This is a genomic window from Nonomuraea sp. WAC 01424, from assembly GCF_003947315.1.
Lineage (GTDB): Bacteria > Actinomycetota > Actinomycetes > Streptosporangiales > Streptosporangiaceae > Nonomuraea > Nonomuraea spiralis.
Genome location: NZ_QHHZ01000007.1, coordinates 416,365 through 430,678 on the forward strand (window position 1 = coordinate 416,365; position 14,314 = coordinate 430,678).

Annotated in this window: 15 protein-coding genes; 6 read left to right on the plus strand and 9 right to left on the minus strand. The window is 67.9% G+C overall.

Features of this window, described 5'->3' with window-relative positions; all coding sequences use genetic code 11:
* Positions 1-148 precede the first annotated feature (148 nt).
* Positions 149-589, plus strand: a complete 441-nt coding sequence (locus tag DMB42_RS21790) for a GNAT family N-acetyltransferase (RefSeq protein ID WP_185844791.1) — start codon at positions 149-151, stop codon at positions 587-589.
* Positions 590-673: 84 nt separating this feature from the next.
* Here DMB42_RS21790 and DMB42_RS21795 read toward each other — a convergent pair whose 3' ends face one another.
* Positions 674-2,512 (minus strand): DEAD/DEAH box helicase, encoded by a 1,839-nt coding sequence (locus tag DMB42_RS21795; RefSeq protein WP_125636798.1) that lies wholly within the window; start codon positions 2,510-2,512, stop codon positions 674-676.
* Positions 2,513-2,861: 349 nt separating this feature from the next.
* On the opposite strand from DMB42_RS21795, the gene DMB42_RS21800 reads away from it, so the two are divergent.
* The gene (locus tag DMB42_RS21800; protein ID WP_125636799.1) at positions 2,862-3,512 is read left to right on the plus strand and encodes a ferritin-like fold-containing protein; all 651 of its coding nucleotides are present in this window, start codon (positions 2,862-2,864) and stop codon (positions 3,510-3,512) included.
* 183 nt (positions 3,513-3,695) lie between these two features.
* Here the strand turns inward: DMB42_RS21800 and DMB42_RS21805 are convergent, their stop codons facing one another.
* The 5 genes from DMB42_RS21805 to ligD (DMB42_RS21825) form a co-directional block, all read right to left on the minus strand.
* A complete protein-coding gene (locus tag DMB42_RS21805; protein WP_125636800.1) occupies positions 3,696-3,926 on the minus strand; it encodes a DUF3107 domain-containing protein in 231 nt (76 codons plus the stop codon).
* A gap of 91 nt (positions 3,927-4,017) precedes the next feature.
* Entirely contained in the window at positions 4,018-4,638 is a 621-nt protein-coding gene (locus DMB42_RS21810; RefSeq protein WP_221762272.1) for a TetR/AcrR family transcriptional regulator, read from the minus strand.
* Between the two features lie 130 nt (positions 4,639-4,768).
* Positions 4,769-4,981 (minus strand): hypothetical protein, encoded by a 213-nt coding sequence (locus DMB42_RS21815; RefSeq protein WP_125636802.1) that lies wholly within the window; start codon positions 4,979-4,981, stop codon positions 4,769-4,771.
* A gap of 42 nt (positions 4,982-5,023) precedes the next feature.
* Positions 5,024-5,899 (minus strand): non-homologous end-joining DNA ligase, encoded by an 876-nt coding sequence (ligD, locus tag DMB42_RS21820; protein WP_260477840.1) that lies wholly within the window; start codon positions 5,897-5,899, stop codon positions 5,024-5,026.
* 96 nt (positions 5,900-5,995) lie between these two features.
* On the minus strand, positions 5,996-6,898 hold the full coding sequence (gene ligD / locus DMB42_RS21825) for a non-homologous end-joining DNA ligase (RefSeq protein WP_260477841.1): 903 nt from the start codon (positions 6,896-6,898) through the stop codon (positions 5,996-5,998).
* A gap of 60 nt (positions 6,899-6,958) precedes the next feature.
* Here ligD (DMB42_RS21825) and DMB42_RS21830 point away from each other — a divergent pair, with 60 nt between their 5' ends.
* The 3 genes from DMB42_RS21830 to DMB42_RS21840 all read left to right on the plus strand — a co-directional run bounded on the left by DMB42_RS21830 (position 6,959) and on the right by DMB42_RS21840 (position 10,539).
* On the plus strand, positions 6,959-7,864 hold the full coding sequence (locus DMB42_RS21830) for a Ku protein (protein ID WP_125636805.1): 906 nt from the start codon (positions 6,959-6,961) through the stop codon (positions 7,862-7,864).
* A 1,635-nt stretch (positions 7,865-9,499) separates the two neighbouring features.
* Positions 9,500-9,847, plus strand: coding sequence for a hypothetical protein (locus DMB42_RS53335; RefSeq protein WP_185844792.1), 348 nt, complete (start codon positions 9,500-9,502; stop codon positions 9,845-9,847).
* A 368-nt stretch (positions 9,848-10,215) separates the two neighbouring features.
* Entirely contained in the window at positions 10,216-10,539 is a 324-nt protein-coding gene (locus DMB42_RS21840) for a hypothetical protein (protein WP_125636806.1), read from the plus strand.
* 357 nt (positions 10,540-10,896) lie between these two features.
* Here the strand turns inward: DMB42_RS21840 and DMB42_RS53340 are convergent, their stop codons facing one another.
* The 3 genes from DMB42_RS53340 to DMB42_RS21855 all read right to left on the minus strand — a co-directional run bounded on the left by DMB42_RS53340 (position 10,897) and on the right by DMB42_RS21855 (position 13,266).
* Complete coding sequence (locus DMB42_RS53340) at positions 10,897-11,307, minus strand: hypothetical protein (RefSeq protein ID WP_185844793.1); 411 nt, start codon at positions 11,305-11,307, stop codon at positions 10,897-10,899.
* A 484-nt stretch (positions 11,308-11,791) separates the two neighbouring features.
* Positions 11,792-12,178, minus strand: a complete 387-nt coding sequence (locus tag DMB42_RS21850) for a hypothetical protein (RefSeq protein ID WP_125636807.1) — start codon at positions 12,176-12,178, stop codon at positions 11,792-11,794.
* Positions 12,179-12,900: 722 nt separating this feature from the next.
* Positions 12,901-13,266, minus strand: coding sequence for a hypothetical protein (locus tag DMB42_RS21855; RefSeq protein WP_125636808.1), 366 nt, complete (start codon positions 13,264-13,266; stop codon positions 12,901-12,903).
* 138 nt (positions 13,267-13,404) lie between these two features.
* On the opposite strand from DMB42_RS21855, the gene DMB42_RS21860 reads away from it, so the two are divergent.
* On the plus strand, positions 13,405-14,307 hold the full coding sequence (locus tag DMB42_RS21860) for an alpha/beta fold hydrolase (RefSeq protein ID WP_125636809.1): 903 nt from the start codon (positions 13,405-13,407) through the stop codon (positions 14,305-14,307).
* The last annotated feature ends 7 nt before the right edge of the window (positions 14,308-14,314 follow it).

The window sequence follows — 14,314 nt, forward strand, 5'->3', positions numbered from 1 at the left end:
GAGTTCTGGGGAGTTGTGAGCTATGCGTGATCTCGATGTCCGGCCGGCGACCTCGTGGGCGGACGTGCTCACCGTCTTCGGGACCAATGGGGCCTGTTCCGGCTGTTGGTGCATGTGGTTCAGAACGACGGGGGCGGAGTTCCGTTCCATGGAGTCCGGTGAGCGTCGTGACCGCCTCCAGGGGCTCGTGGACGGCCCTGAGACGGCCCCTGGGGTCCTGGCGTACCTGGACGGGGCACCTGTCGGGTGGTGCGCCGTGGGGCCGCGTGAGGAGCACGTACGGCTCGTCCGCTCGTCCGTCACCAGGCCCGCCGATCCCGGGGAGACCGGCGTGTGGTCGGTGACCTGCTTCTACATGGCCCGCGGCGGACGCGGCCAGGGGGTCGCCGGGGCGCTGCTCGCGGGCGCGGTCTCGTACGCGGTGGCGCGGGGGGCGCGGGTCGTCGAGGGGTACCCGTCGGACTCCGGCAGGAGGCTCCAGGCGTCCGAGCTCTACCACGGCTGGCGCTCGCTCTTCGAGGACGCGGGCTTCACGGAGGTCGCTCGCAGGTCGCCGACCCGCCCGATCATGCGCCTGACACCGGGATAGACCGCCGTACAGACGGGAAAGTTCGCCGTACAGACGGAAAGGCGCGCACCCCAGGTGGGGTGCGCGCCTTTCCTGCCGCTGGTGCTAGCCCGCGCGGCGGCGGTTGCCGCCGCCGCCACCACGGGCCTGGCGGCGCTGCTGCTTGCGCTCGGTCGCCGCGGACGGCGCGATGTCATCGTCGTCCGAGGCCAGGTCGGGTGACTGGAAGATCACCGCGAACGGGCTCGGCGGGATGATCCGCTCCGGCTCCTGGTGGACCGGCGGCGGGGGCGTGGCCAGGAAGCTCGGCTCCGGCACGCGCTCCACGACCGGCTCCACCGGCGCGGCCTCGGCCACGCGGGTCCTCACCGGCTCCGCGGGCGGGGCCTCGGTCGCGCGGCTCCTCGCCGGCGCCTCGGCGGCCTCCTCGCGGGAGCGCGTCTCCGGGGCCTGCGACTGGTCGGCCTTGCGGGTGCGGGTCCGCTTCACCGGGGCCTCCGGTGTCTCGGCCAGCGCCTGCTCGATGGCCGACGAAGCGGCCCCCCTGCCGCGGACGCGCGTGCGCTTCGGCTCGGCGGCCACGGGCTGGATCTCGTCGGGCGTGAAGATGGCGGGAGTCTCCTCCGTCTTGGCGGCCACGAGCTCGACCTCCGGCGTCTCGGCGGGTGCGGTTTCGGCCAGTTCCCTGCCGCCGCGGGTGCGGCGACGCTGGCGCGGGGCGCGGGCCGGGCGCTCTTCGCGCTCCTCGCGGCGGCGGTTGCCGCCACGGTTCCTGGCCCGGCCGGTCTCACCGAGGTCCTCGATGCGCTCCGCGGACAGCCCTGCACGCGAACGGCTCGCGTGCGGCAGGACGCCCTTGGTGCCCTCGGGGATGTTCAGCTCGGTGTAGACGTGCGGCGAGGTGGAGTAGGTCTCCTCGGGCTCGGCGAAGTCGAGCCCGAGCATCTGGTTGATCATCTTCCAGCGGGTCAGCTCCTCCCACTCCACGAAGGTGACCGCGATGCCCGTGCGCCCGGCCCGGCCGGTACGGCCGATGCGGTGCACGTACGTCTTGTCGTCCGTGGGGCAGTCGTAGTTGACCACGTGGGTGACGTCGTCGATGTCGATGCCCCGGGCCGCCACGTCGGTGGCCACCAGGACGTCGATCTTGCCGTTGCGGAAGGCGCGCAGAGCCTGCTCGCGCTGGCCCTGGCCGAGGTCGCCGTGGACGGCCGCGACCGCGAAGCCGCGTGTGTCCAGCTGTTCGGCGACCATGTCGCAGGCCCGCTTGGTCTCGCAGAAGACCATGGTGAGCCCGCGGCCCTCGGCCTGGAGCAGCCGGGCGACGATCTCGATCTTGTCCATCCGGTGGGCGCGCCAGACGATCTGCCGCACCTGCGGGGTGGCCTCACCCTCGCCGCTCTCCATCTCGGCGCGCACGTGGGTGGGACGGTTGAGGTATTTGCGGGACAGCGCGACGATCTCGCCCGGCATGGTGGCCGAGAACAACATCGTCTGCCGTTCCGCGGGGATCAGCTTGAAGATCCGCTCGATGTCGGGCAGGAAGCCCAGGTCCATCATCCGGTCGGCCTCGTCGAGCACGAGGGACGTGACCTGGCTGAGGTCGAGGTGCTTCTGCTTGACCAGGTCGAGCAGACGGCCGGGGGTGCCGACGATGACGTCGACCCCGGCCTTGAGCGCCTCGATCTGCGGCTCGTACGCCCGGCCGCCGTAGACGGTCAGGACTCGGGAGCCGAGCTTGCCGGCCGCGGTGACCAGGTCTTCACTGACCTGTACGGCCAGCTCACGGGTCGGCACGACGACCAGCCCGCGGGGCTTCTTGCGGTTCTTGCGCGGCTTGCCGATGCTCTGGAGCATCGCGATGCCGAACGCGTAGGTCTTGCCCGTGCCCGTGCGCGCCTGGCCGATGAGGTCCTGGCCGCTCAGGGCGAGCGGGAGCGCCATCTCCTGGATGGGGAACGGTGTGACGATACCCTCGGTCTCGAGGGCATCGGCGATCTCTGGTGTGACTCCGAGGTCTCGGAAAGTCGTCAGCGTGGCCTGCCTCAGTCTCAAATGAAGGCGGGCCTGCCGGGACCGACGGGCGGAAAACAGCCCCCGTTACGTGGGTCCTCGCGGTAGAGCCAGCCCTCTCGCGTCATCGCGACCGCGCACCCGGGGAATCGGGGGTTATCGGGGGAATCCCCCGAACTAACACAGTGCGGTCGCACTTTCACAGAGCAGTGTACTCGATACCACAACGCAGGCCGAGCTCGCTTATGTTCCCGAAGATTTCGCGAAGTACGCTGCCCCCATGAAGGAGTCTCCTGGAGTCGTCGACCTGCTCGCTGTTCTAGCTTACGCGGAACTCAGCGCCTACGCCCGGATGACCGAGGACGCCACCACATTGGCGCCCTCGCTCGCCGACCGGGCCGCGCTCAGCGAGCTGGCCGTGGCCGAGTACGCCCATTTCCGCCTGCTGCGCGACCGCCTGGCCGAACTGGGGGCCGACCCGGGGGAGGCCATGGCGCGATTCGTGGCGGCCCTGGACGCCTGGCACGCCCAGACCAGGCCGGCCGACTGGCTCCAGGCCCTGGTCAAGACGTACGTGGGGGACGGGATCGCGCTCGACTTCTACCGGGAGGCCGCCCGGCACCTGGAACCGTCGATCGGCAAGCTGGTGGACGAGGTGCTGGTGGACGAGGCACGGTCGCGGTTCGCGGTCGAGCGCGTCAGGGCCGGGATCGAGGCCGATCCGACGGCGGGCGGGCGGCTGGCGTTGTGGGCGCGACGGCTCGTCGGCGAGGCGCTGAGCCAGGGGCAGCAGGTGGCGGCGGCGCGGCCGGAGCTGGCGATGTTGCTGGTGGAGTCGGCGCCGGCGGGCGGGGAGACCTCGGACATCTCGCGACTTTTCGCGACCCTGACGGAGGCGCACAACAAGCGGATGGCCGCGCTCGGCATCTAGACGGCCACGTGGGCAGGTACGCCATCGACGTTCACCAAGCCGGAGCCCCGTTGGCCCTGGACGTCGCCGGGGCACGCTTGCGGTGCCGCTCGCCGTGCGTGACGGGTGGGGCGGTTGGGGGCTGTGGGGCTCGTGAGGGTACGGCTGGTTGTGGGCCGTACCCCCGTTGTGGCCCGCGGGTGTCTAGAGGGTGCCGCCGAAGCCGACCGGCCTGGCTTCGTCCTCGCCGATCTCGACGAAACCGAGCGAGGCCACCGGCACGACCACGCGGCGGCCCTTGACGTCGGTGATGGCGAACACGCCGCGATCGACCGACAACGCGTTCCTGATCTCTTCTTCGACCTGCTCGGCGGAAAGGTCGGTCTCGACAATGAGTTCGCGGTGTACCGAGCGTACGCCGATCTTGATCTCCATCGTGGCTCCCTAGTCGACTGGGCTAGCGCTCAGGTCCATCGTCGCCGCTTCGAGCCCCGGACACGGTGAATGATCGCGCCCAGCGAACGGGTTATGCCGTACGCGGAAAACCGCTGATCCCCCGCCAGGCGAGCCGCGCCATGAGCTGCTCGGCCGCGTCCTTGGGGATCGAGCCCTGCGTGGTGACCCAGTAGCGGGCGCTCACCTCGGCCATGCCGACCAGGCCGACACCGAGCAGGTGGGCCTCGTCGCTGGTGCAGCCGGTGTCCTCCTGGATGACCGCGCTGACCATCTCCGCGCACTCGCGCAGCGACCGTTCCACCCGCTGGCGCACCGGCGCGACGTTGCGCAGGTCGGACTCGAAGACGAGCCGGAACGCCTCCCCCTGCGTGGAGACGAAGTCGAAGAACGCGCTGAACGTGGCCTGCACCCGCAGTTTGTTCTCGTGGGTGGAGGCAAGGGCCTCGCGGCACCGGTTGACCATGTCGTCGACGTGCAGGTCGAGCAGCGCGAGGTAGAGCTCAAGCTTGCCGGGGAAGTGCTGGTAGAGGACCGGTTTGCTGACGCCGGCCCGATCGGCGATCTCGTCCATGGCGGCCGCGTGGTAGCCGTTTTCCACGAACACTTCCTGCGCGGCGCTCAGCAGTTGCCGGCGGCGGGCCAGTCGGGGCAGCCGGGTGCCCCGGGGCTTGGCGTCCGGGGTTGCGGTCACGCGGGTCTCCATTGGTCTCTCAGCTGGTCTCTCAGCGAACTGTGCCGACATCCTACGTGCGAGTAGGCAACACCTCGGTGGTCATCGTCATAAGGGTTCGGTCTGCCTCGGTCTGTCCGGGGTCTCGCGCTCAGCGGTAGTCGTCGTCGTCGTAGTCGACGACGCGGTCCTGCTCGGCGCCGTCGGCGGGATCGACGTCGAGCGGCAGCTCACGGCGCGGCCTGTCCTCGTCCTGGCGCATCTCGCGATGCTGCTCGGCGGCGTCGGCCTCGGGCGTCTCCGGTGACAACTCCTCCTCCTCGGCTTCCTCGTCGTAGACGCTCTCGCCCCCGCGGGTGTCCATTTCCGACATCTCGGTCCCCCTCTTGGTGTGGACGGATCCAGACTACGCCCGGCTGAAAAGGTCGCCGTGTTCTTCCACTCGGGCGAGTACGTCAGGAGCGGTGAACACCAGGTCATCGGGGTGTTCACAGTCCTCGACCTCCTTCCACGACAGCGGCGTCGAGACCGTCGGCCGCTCCCTGGCCCGCAGCGAGTACGGCGCCACGGTCGTCTTGGCCGGGTTGTTCTGGCTCCAGTCGATGAACACCTTGCCCGGCCTGGCCTTCTTGGCCATGACGCTGACGATCTCCTTGGGATGTTCCTTCTCCAGGACCTGGGCCAGCCTCTTGGCGTACGCGGACGGCTCCTCGCGGCAGTCCCAGTCCGCGTAGAGCTGCATGCCCTTGTTGCCGCTGGTCTTGGGCCGGGCGGTGAGCCCTTCGGCCTTCAGCACCTCGCGCAACATGAGCGCCACCCGGCAGCACTCGACGATGGTCGCCGGTGCGCCCGGGTCCAGGTCGAACACGAGCGTGTCGGGTGGCAGCGCCGTGCCGTCCGCGTCCACGCGCCACTGCGGCACGTGCAGCTCCAGCGCGGCGAGGTTGGCGTAATAGGCGAGCGTCGGCAGGTCGTCGATGACGGCGAAGTCGATGCTCTCGCGGTTCTTGGAGCTGCCGGGGGCGGGCAGGTTCACCTTCCTGATCCAGGCGGGGGTGTGGTCCGGCGCGTTCTTCTCGAAGAAGAACTGGCCCGTGACGCCGTTGGGGTAACGCTTGACGGTCAGGGGGCGGCCCGCGAGGTGCGGCAGCAGGACGGGCGCCACGCGGCTGTAGTAGTCGATGACCTCGGCCTTGGTGAAGCCGATCTCCGGGTAGAGCACCTTGTCCAGGTTGCTGAGGGTCAGCTCGCGCCCGTCGACCCTGACCGGCACCTTCTTCACCACCTCACCTCCGCTTCCACCACCTCACCTCCGCTTCCACCACGTCACCTCCGCTTCCACCACGTCACCCCCGCTTCCACCACGTCACCTCCGGCTTCACAGCGTCACCTCCGCGGGGATCTTGTCGGCACGCAGTCCGCGCCACACCGGGTGTCTCAGCCGCAGCTCGTCGGTCCACATCGTGTAGGCCACCTCCCCGACGAGATCGGGCCTAACCCACCGGTTCCTCCACGGAACCTCGTTCGCGAAGGGACTGTGCGGGATCTCCAGCGGCTCCAGCATGTGGTGGAGGTCGTCCAGGATGGCGTCGGTGAACCCGGTTCCCACGTGGCCGACGTACGTCAGCCCTTCACCGGTGAAGACGCCCATGACGAGCGAGCCGACGCCGCCCGCCCTGCGGCCCTTGCCGGGTTTCCAGCCGCCGATCACGACGTCCCTCGTACTGAGGTGCTTCACCTTGATCCACCACGGCGAGCGCACGCCGGGGCGGTAGGGGGAGTCGAGGCGCTTGGCCACCACCCCCTCAAGGCCCTGCTCGCGCGTGGCGCCGAGCAGGTCGGAGTCTCCGGGGAAGTACGGCGGCGCGCCGATGTCCAGTTCGTCGAGGAGGGCGCGGCGGTCGCGGTAGGACAGGTCGAACAGCGGCATGCCGTCGAGGCAGAGCAGGTCGAAGGGCATGTACGTGACGGGGTAGAGCTCCAGCAGGGCCGGTTCCGGGTCGGTCAGGTGCATACGGTGCTGGAGCCGTACGAAACTGGGCCTGCCGCGCGGGTCCAGCGCCACGACCTCGCCGTCGATGACGGCGTTCTTGATCCCGAATCCCGAGATCTCGGGATATCGCCGGGTGTACTCCACACCGTGCCGTCCCGTCACCCGCACCCCGCCGTCGAAGTGCACGAGGGCCCGGATGCCGTCCCATTTGACCTCCAGGCCGTACCGGTCGCGATCGGACGGTAGTTCCCCAGGTACGGCCAGCATTGGTTCGATCGGGTATGGCATTGGTTGCCCCATGACGGGTATGTGCCCATATGGTGAGCCCGCTACTGCTTTGGAGTGCCCATGCGCAGCATCTGGAAGGGTGCGATCTCCTTCGGGCTGGTCACGATTCCGGTGAAGCTGTACTCGGCCACCGAGCAGAAGGACGTCAGCTTCCACCAGGTCCACCGGGACGACGGCGGCAGGATCCGCTACAAGCGCGTGTGCACGATCGACGGCGAGGAGGTCCCGTACGCGGACATCGCCAAAGGGTACGAACTGGCCTCGGGCGAGATGGTGGTGCTCACCGACGAGGACTTCGAGGACCTGCCGCTGAGCACGTCGCGGCGGATCGACGTCCTCCAGTTCGCCCCTGCTGAGCAGATCGACCCTATTTACTTTGCCAAGTCGTACTATCTGGAGCCCGACGCCCAGGGCGCGAAGCCGTACGTGTTGTTGCGCAACGCCCTGGAGAGCTCGGGGCAGGTCGCGGTGGTCAAGGTGGCGCTGCGGCAGCGGGAGTCGCTGGCCACACTGCGTGTACGGGACGGGGTGTTCGTCCTGGAGACCATGTTGTGGCCGGACGAGATCCGTACTCCGGACTTCGGCTTCCTGGAGGAGGACATCGAGGTCCGGGCCCAGGAGTTGAAGATGGCCGAGTCGCTGATCACCACGATGGAGTCGGACTTCGACCCGGGCGAGTACCACGACACGTACCGCGAGGCGTTGCAGCAGGTGATCGAGGCGAAGGTGGCGGGCAAGGAGGTCATCGCGGCGCCGGAGGAGGAAGAGGCCGGGCCGGCGGTGGACCTCATGGCCGCCCTGCGCGCCAGCGTCGAGGCCGCGAAGCGGGAACGTACGGGGGAGCCGGCCAAACCGAAGAAGGCGACAGGCGGCGGCAAGTCCTCCAAGGAGGCCAAGGAGCCTAAGGAGGCCAAGGAGGAGGAGGAGAAGGCCCCACCCAAGCGCAAGGCCCGCAAATCCGCCTGACCGGCCCGACTCCTTCTCACGGGCCGGCCCTGGCATCCACTGGCGAACACCAGGACGCCCAAGGCGAACCAGACCACCGTGGCCGAGCCCTGGTCCCCACCGACCGGTCCGCCCGTCGCACGCCCCCGCCATTCCACCGCGAGTACGCCCCCCGCTGTTCGACCGCGAGTACGTCCTGTTCCACCGCGATGACGCCCGCCGACGTGGCCGGCAGACCGCCTGGCGAGGGCGTGAACGCCTTCTCGGCCCCCTGGAAGCCGCCGACGTTGACGGCCGGCTGCACCAGGAGCCGAAGAGAATAATCACGCTCAGGTTTTTGACGGCGGTCAGGGCGATGAGCGGCAGGACACCCCCGTAAGCCGACCGCCCGCAGCTCGTCCGCCAGGCCGCCGCGGATTGGCCGAAGAGCGGGTGCAGCACCAGGCCCAGGGCGACGGCGATGAACCCGCTGACGGCGGAGGCGCTGAGCACAATGACGGCGGCGAAGGTTCGCCCGTGTCCCGAGGCATCGGCCGATGAAGGTGCCCAGCGAGGGCCGTGCAGGCGGCGAGGGAGATCGCGACGGCGAAGAAGTCGGTCGCCACCGGCTCGGCGACGAACTGCTCGGCCAGCAGAACCGGTTCGGTGGGCGCAAGGGCCGAGGTGGCGTTCACGACGATGGAGGCGGCGATGAGCCCTGCGATGCACGGCCGGCCGGGGCCTGACCAGTGTGGTGATCACCCGCCCTTCGGTGATCACGCTGTGGCGTAGGTGCTTCTCTGACGGAACGGATATCCGGGCAGGGTCCGGCAACACTGAAGAGCACCAGCATGAGAGAGATGGCGGGAAGCGACGTGGCATCCCCCAGATGGCGCGGGCTCGCACGATCCGTGTCGGCGTGGAGGCTGTGGCTCATGCGCTGGGGCTGATCCCGGCCCAGGTGATCGCGTTGTGACCGGCTGCGGGTGGGGTCAAGCAGATCGTGCTCATGACGGTGGGCACGCGTGTCGGAGTGGCTGAACGTATGTGCGCTCGCCGCCGGCCGGGCTCGGCGGCGTGCGGCAGGAGTCGCTGTGGGACTGCTTCAGGCTCTCGTCGATTGAACGAGTCTCCTGCTCGGGCCAGAGGCGGTGCGAAAGGCGCGGTTCACCGCGGTTCGCCATGGCTGGCGAAGCTGACGAGGCTGCCCCTTGGTCGGCCGCCCCCTGTCTCTGCTGTCTCCATGGCCCCCGCGCTTCTGCGGTCTGCGGGGGTATACAGGCTGGCGTCACATAACGGCTATTAGCCATAAAGCGGACATTATCTTCATATCACAATAAGCAGCACTAATTGCCTGGTGTAAATCGGTTGATCACCGACACTCCTGGCCGATCAAGGGGGAGGGTTGGGCTCCCGGATCGGCCCAACCGTGCTCGACAACCCCCTTCTCGGCGATCATGATAGATTCGGACATATCATGGCATATCAGTCAATAATTGTTTAATGCAAGCAATAAGGCTGTTAATGCATAGCAAAAAGGCGGCGGTTCTGTGTTGCCGTGCCCGCGTCCAGGAAATGACATTTCACGGATGGCTCATCACAGGTCGTCCAAGGGCAGTTCCCTGGCAACCGGGGAGCGTTGAGAACGGGGCAACCAATCCTTTAGGGGGAAACGCAATGCCCAAGCTCAAGAGTATTCTCGCAGGCCTCGCCGTCAGCACCGCCATGAGCGGCGGTGTCATCGCGCTGGGCGCGACCACCGCGACCAGCGCCGACGCCGCCACTGTCGGTGTCGCCACTTCCACCGGTGTCCAGGCCGGCTGCTTCCGCCGACTCCGCTGCGGCGGCGGCTGGGGCGGCGGCTGGGGCTGGGGCGGTCGCGGCTGGGGCTGGCGCCGGAACAACAACAACCGCGCGGGCAGGGTGAAGGTCAGCATCCACAACCGCAACTTCAACCGTAACCGGGTGACGGACACGGCGCACGTGCGGCCGATGCACCACGACCACGACGACGACTGGCGCTGACGACGAGGACGGAACCGTCATCCTCATGAAGGCGGTGCCGCGCTGAACAAGACCGCCGGGTACCGGGCTCGGGCGACGGTCTGAATTCGGCTCAGCGCGCCGGAGGATTCATTCTCTCCGTCTCTTCGGAAATTCTGGTGAGGGCTCCATCGGCATCGGCCGGGGAGCCCTCACTTGCGTTTTCCACGCGACTCACCATATGGATCTGTGTGTACCGGCAAAAGTGGACAATTGCGGTTTGCTGGTAATTCAAGGGGATATATCAACGTCATGGATGGTAGGCACGGCAAGCCATACCGTCCACGTCGTTTCCTGGGAATCCGGAAGCGTCGAGAAACGGGGCATCCAAACCTTTAGGAGGAAACGCAATGCCCAAGTTCAAAAGTGTTATCGCCGGCCTCGCCATGAGCACGGCGCTGAGCGGCGGCGCGATCGCCCTCGGTGCGGCGACCACGGCCACCAGCGCCGAAGCCGCCACCAACGTCACCGCCGCGGCGACCACCACCACTCTGTCCGGCTGCTTCCGTCGCTCGTGGTGCGGCGGAGGCTGGGGCTGGCGCAACAACTGGCGTCGTCACCGGCTCCCCAGGATCCGCATCATCATCGTCAACCGGAACCGGAACCACGACGTGATCGCGCAGAACGCTCGCCAGAACGTGCGCGCTGACGACGTCGAGCGTGACTGGCGCTGACCGGAAGCTCTTGAACCGGGGCGCGAAGCGCGATCGCGCAACTGAGTGCCCGCATCCCACCAGACCCTCGTTCCCGTCGGGAACGAGCTCCTGGCAGGGAATGCGGGCACTCACTCGTTTCACCTTCTTGTCCGTACAGTCTCGGGACCGGGCGGCGATCCCGTAGGGCAGGCCCCTGGACGACGTCCGGAGGGGCCGGGAATGGCTGGAGACAAGGTGAGTGCCCGCATCCGGGGGGCGATCCCCGCTCTGTCGGGAGCGGGGTCGGCCGGATGCGGGCACTTCACTGTGTCGGCGTGGTCTCACTTCTCAGGCGAGCTCTCGCTGTGCGGGCTCTCCCCGGGGTGAGACTCCCGCCTAGTCGTCGTGGTGCTCGCGCTCGTCGTGCCGCTGCACGTTGTTGTTGTTGTGGTTGCTGTTGTGGTTCGAGTTGTGGATGACGACGCGGACCCGGGGGGCGTTGTTACGACGCCAGCCCCAGCCGCCGCCGCGACCCCAGCCCCAGCCGCCGCCGCGGCCCCAGCCCCAGCCTCCGCCGCAGCGGCGGTGGCAGCCGCCACCCCAGCGGTTGCCCCAGTTGCGGCCCCAGCCGCCCCAGCCGCACCGGGTCTCCCGGAAGCAGCCGGCGAGGGTGGCCGCGGTGGCCGAGCCGGTGACGCTGGCGGCGTTGGCCCCGGTGGCGGTGGTCGCCGCGCCTACGCTGACCACACCGCCGGTGAGCGCGGTGCCCATGGCGAGCCCTGCGATAACACTTTTGAGCTTGGGCATTGTGTTTCCCCCTAAAAGGATTGATTGCCCCGTACTCGACGCTCCGGCGAAATCCGAGCCTTCCGAATTTCTTTGGAGCGGCGTGGATGTCCGCTAGCGAACGTCCATGCTAGGGATATATCCCACCGAATGCCCCACAAACGGACATTGTCCTCTCTTGTCCGACACTATGACGCATCATGGTGCATAATCGGACATTTCGGACTCATTGGGACGAGGGGATCGAGCGGATCCCGCATTCAACGGCGGATTTCCCAGTCAGGGGCGGATCCGTATTCAGGGGAGAACGCAGTGAGGGCCCCACCGGCAGAATGCCAGTGGAGCCCTCACCGGGAATTGCCGCGGTGACAGAAGAGAAAGGAAACTCAGGCGGCCCCGCAATGTCCGGGTGCGGTCACTTCCTGAGAGCCCAGTACTCGCCGGTCGGATTCACTTCGCCGTGAAGAGCGACCATCCATGGACTACGGGCACCATTCCCCCGCGATCAGTGCTCGCGGGCGCGGTGGTCCTCACGCAGCTCGTTGTTGGTCCTCGTCTCGGTGTTGTCGTTCGTGTTCTCGTTGAAGATCTTGACGCAGACGCCGCCGCCGCGGTGCCGGCGCCAGCCGCCACCCCAGCCGCCGCCGCCCCAGCCGCCGCCGCCCCAGTCGGCACCGCCGCCGCCCCAGCCGTGGCGGTTCCTGTTGCAGCGGTGGTGACGACGGTGCCACCAGCCGTGGCCGTCTCCGTCGCCCCAGCTGAGGGTCGTCGGGCTGGTGAGGTTGTTCGCGGTGCTGGCGTTGGCGGTGGTCGTCGCGCCCAGGCTGACCACGCCGCCGGTCAGCGCGGTGCTGACGGCGAGACCTGCGATAACACTTTTGAGCTTGGGCATTGCGTTTCCCCCTAAAGGATTGGTTGCCCCGTTCTCGACGTTCCCGAGAGACCCGGGAACCAGGTCTTGAACGACTAGCTGATGAGCCATCCACGAAAAGTCATTTCCGAGACAGAGCTACAGCAAACAGGAGTGGCCCTATTTTGCTATGCATTAGCAATCTTATTGCTTGCATTACAGCTCTATCGAATGAAATGCCATGATATGTCCGATTATGTACATATGACGGACCGCCCATCACAGCGGGTTTCGGCAGCGCCGGCCCTGCCTTTCTCATGGAATGACGACATGGCCGTACGTGCCGAAAAGGCAGTGGTCATGCGTACATTCACGGCTCGCCGAAAAGCGTGCCGAGTCACACTGAGGCGCCAGGCATGAGAAATGCGAGTCGATGTTGCCGTCGGGATTGTTCGGGGAATGGAATTACGCTTCCCCGATGGATTCTCAGTGGCTGCGACGATCTTTCTGTTGACGGAGAGTGTCGAGAAAGTCGCACACTGTATCCGCTTCTCATGCTTACCCGTGCTGACCCCGATAAACGGTGACGGACAGCTTTTGCCGCACACTTAAGCTGGCATGAGATCCATTAGATCTCTATGTGCCGCGATAGTCGGAAATGTCGGACTCGCCACCATCAGGCGGAGGCCCAGCGCAGCCCGTACCCCGGGAACGGACAGGCCGAGCCCCGGAGAGGCGAACCGGGGGAGGGCTGCCGAGGGGGGCTAATGCCGGCGGAACTTCTTCAGGTAGTGGGAGAAGCTGTACCCCCGGCGGCCGTGCTCGGTCCCGTGGGACCTGCGCCACCCGTCGAACCTCCGGCAGCTTCCCCGCGAATGATCCCCCGGGTAGAGCCTGTCGACGATCCGCCCCCGCGGCACGGCACGTACGTTGAGCCAGGTCCTGACGTGCACCACCCGGTACTTGCAGGCGGGGGCGCGCAGGACCGACGCGGCCGCGCCCGGCGCGGCGAGCCCGCCTCCGGTCGCGACCACCGCCGCGGCCAAGAGCCCCGCGGCGACGCGCCAGACGGCACCGATGCGCCCGACAGCACTGATGCGCCCGACAGCGCCGATGCGGCTGAAGAGCATGACGTCCCCCCTCACGTCCGTGTTTAGGGCTGTATGTCCATCGATGCTCTGATAAGTCAAAGAAAAGCTGTGTCTGTACGGAATGCAGACCCCGACCAGGCGCGCTGGTTATCGTGGAACGAGCGACAAGGAGGACGTATGACAGCGGCGGACCCGATCCCTCACTGGCCAGGACGCATGATCGGCCCGGTGCACGTCCGGTCCACCCCTGACGGCCCGCGCGAGCAGGCCGTGTTCGTCCACGGGCTGGCGGGCTCGGCCACCAACTGGACCGACCTCATGGACGAGCTCAAGGACACCGTCACCGGCCACGCCCGCGCCCTGCCCGGCGCGGGCTTCTCCCCGGCCCCGGAGGACGGCGACTACACGGTCGCCCACCACGCCCGGTCGGTGGTCGAGCTGATGGAGCACACCGGCCCGGCCCACCTGTTCGGCAACTCGCTGGGCGGCGCGGTCGCGGTACGGGTCGCCGCGGCCCGGCCCGACCTGGTCCGCTCGCTCACACTGATCTCACCCGCCCTGCCCGACCTGCTGCCGAGGTACGGCCCGGTCCGCGTGGCCGCCGCCGCCGTGCCCAGGGTGGGCGAATGGTTCGCGGGCAAGCTGCGCCTGCTCCCCGCCGAGCAGCGCATCAACGCCTCCTTCGCCATGGTCTGGGCGAACATGAACGCCGTCCACCCCGTACGCCTGGCCGACGCCGTCGAGGAGCTGCGCCGGCGCGACGACGTCCCGTACGCGGGCGCGGCCATGATCGGTTCGGCCAGGGGCATCGTGGCCGAGTACTTCCGCAGGGGTGAGGACAACCTGTGGCGCCAGGCGGCCCGGGTCGAGGCGCCGACCCTCATCGTCCACGGCCGGCACGACCGTCTGGTGCGCCCGGCGATGGCGGCGAAGGCGGGCCGTACGTTCCGGCAGGTCAGGCTCGTGCTGCTGCCGACGGCGGGACACGTGGCGATGATGGAGATGCCCCGCGTGGTGGCGGCCGAGGCACGCCGTCTGATCAGTGAGACGAGATTGGGGAATGCCCCACTCGCGAAGTAGGTTTCAG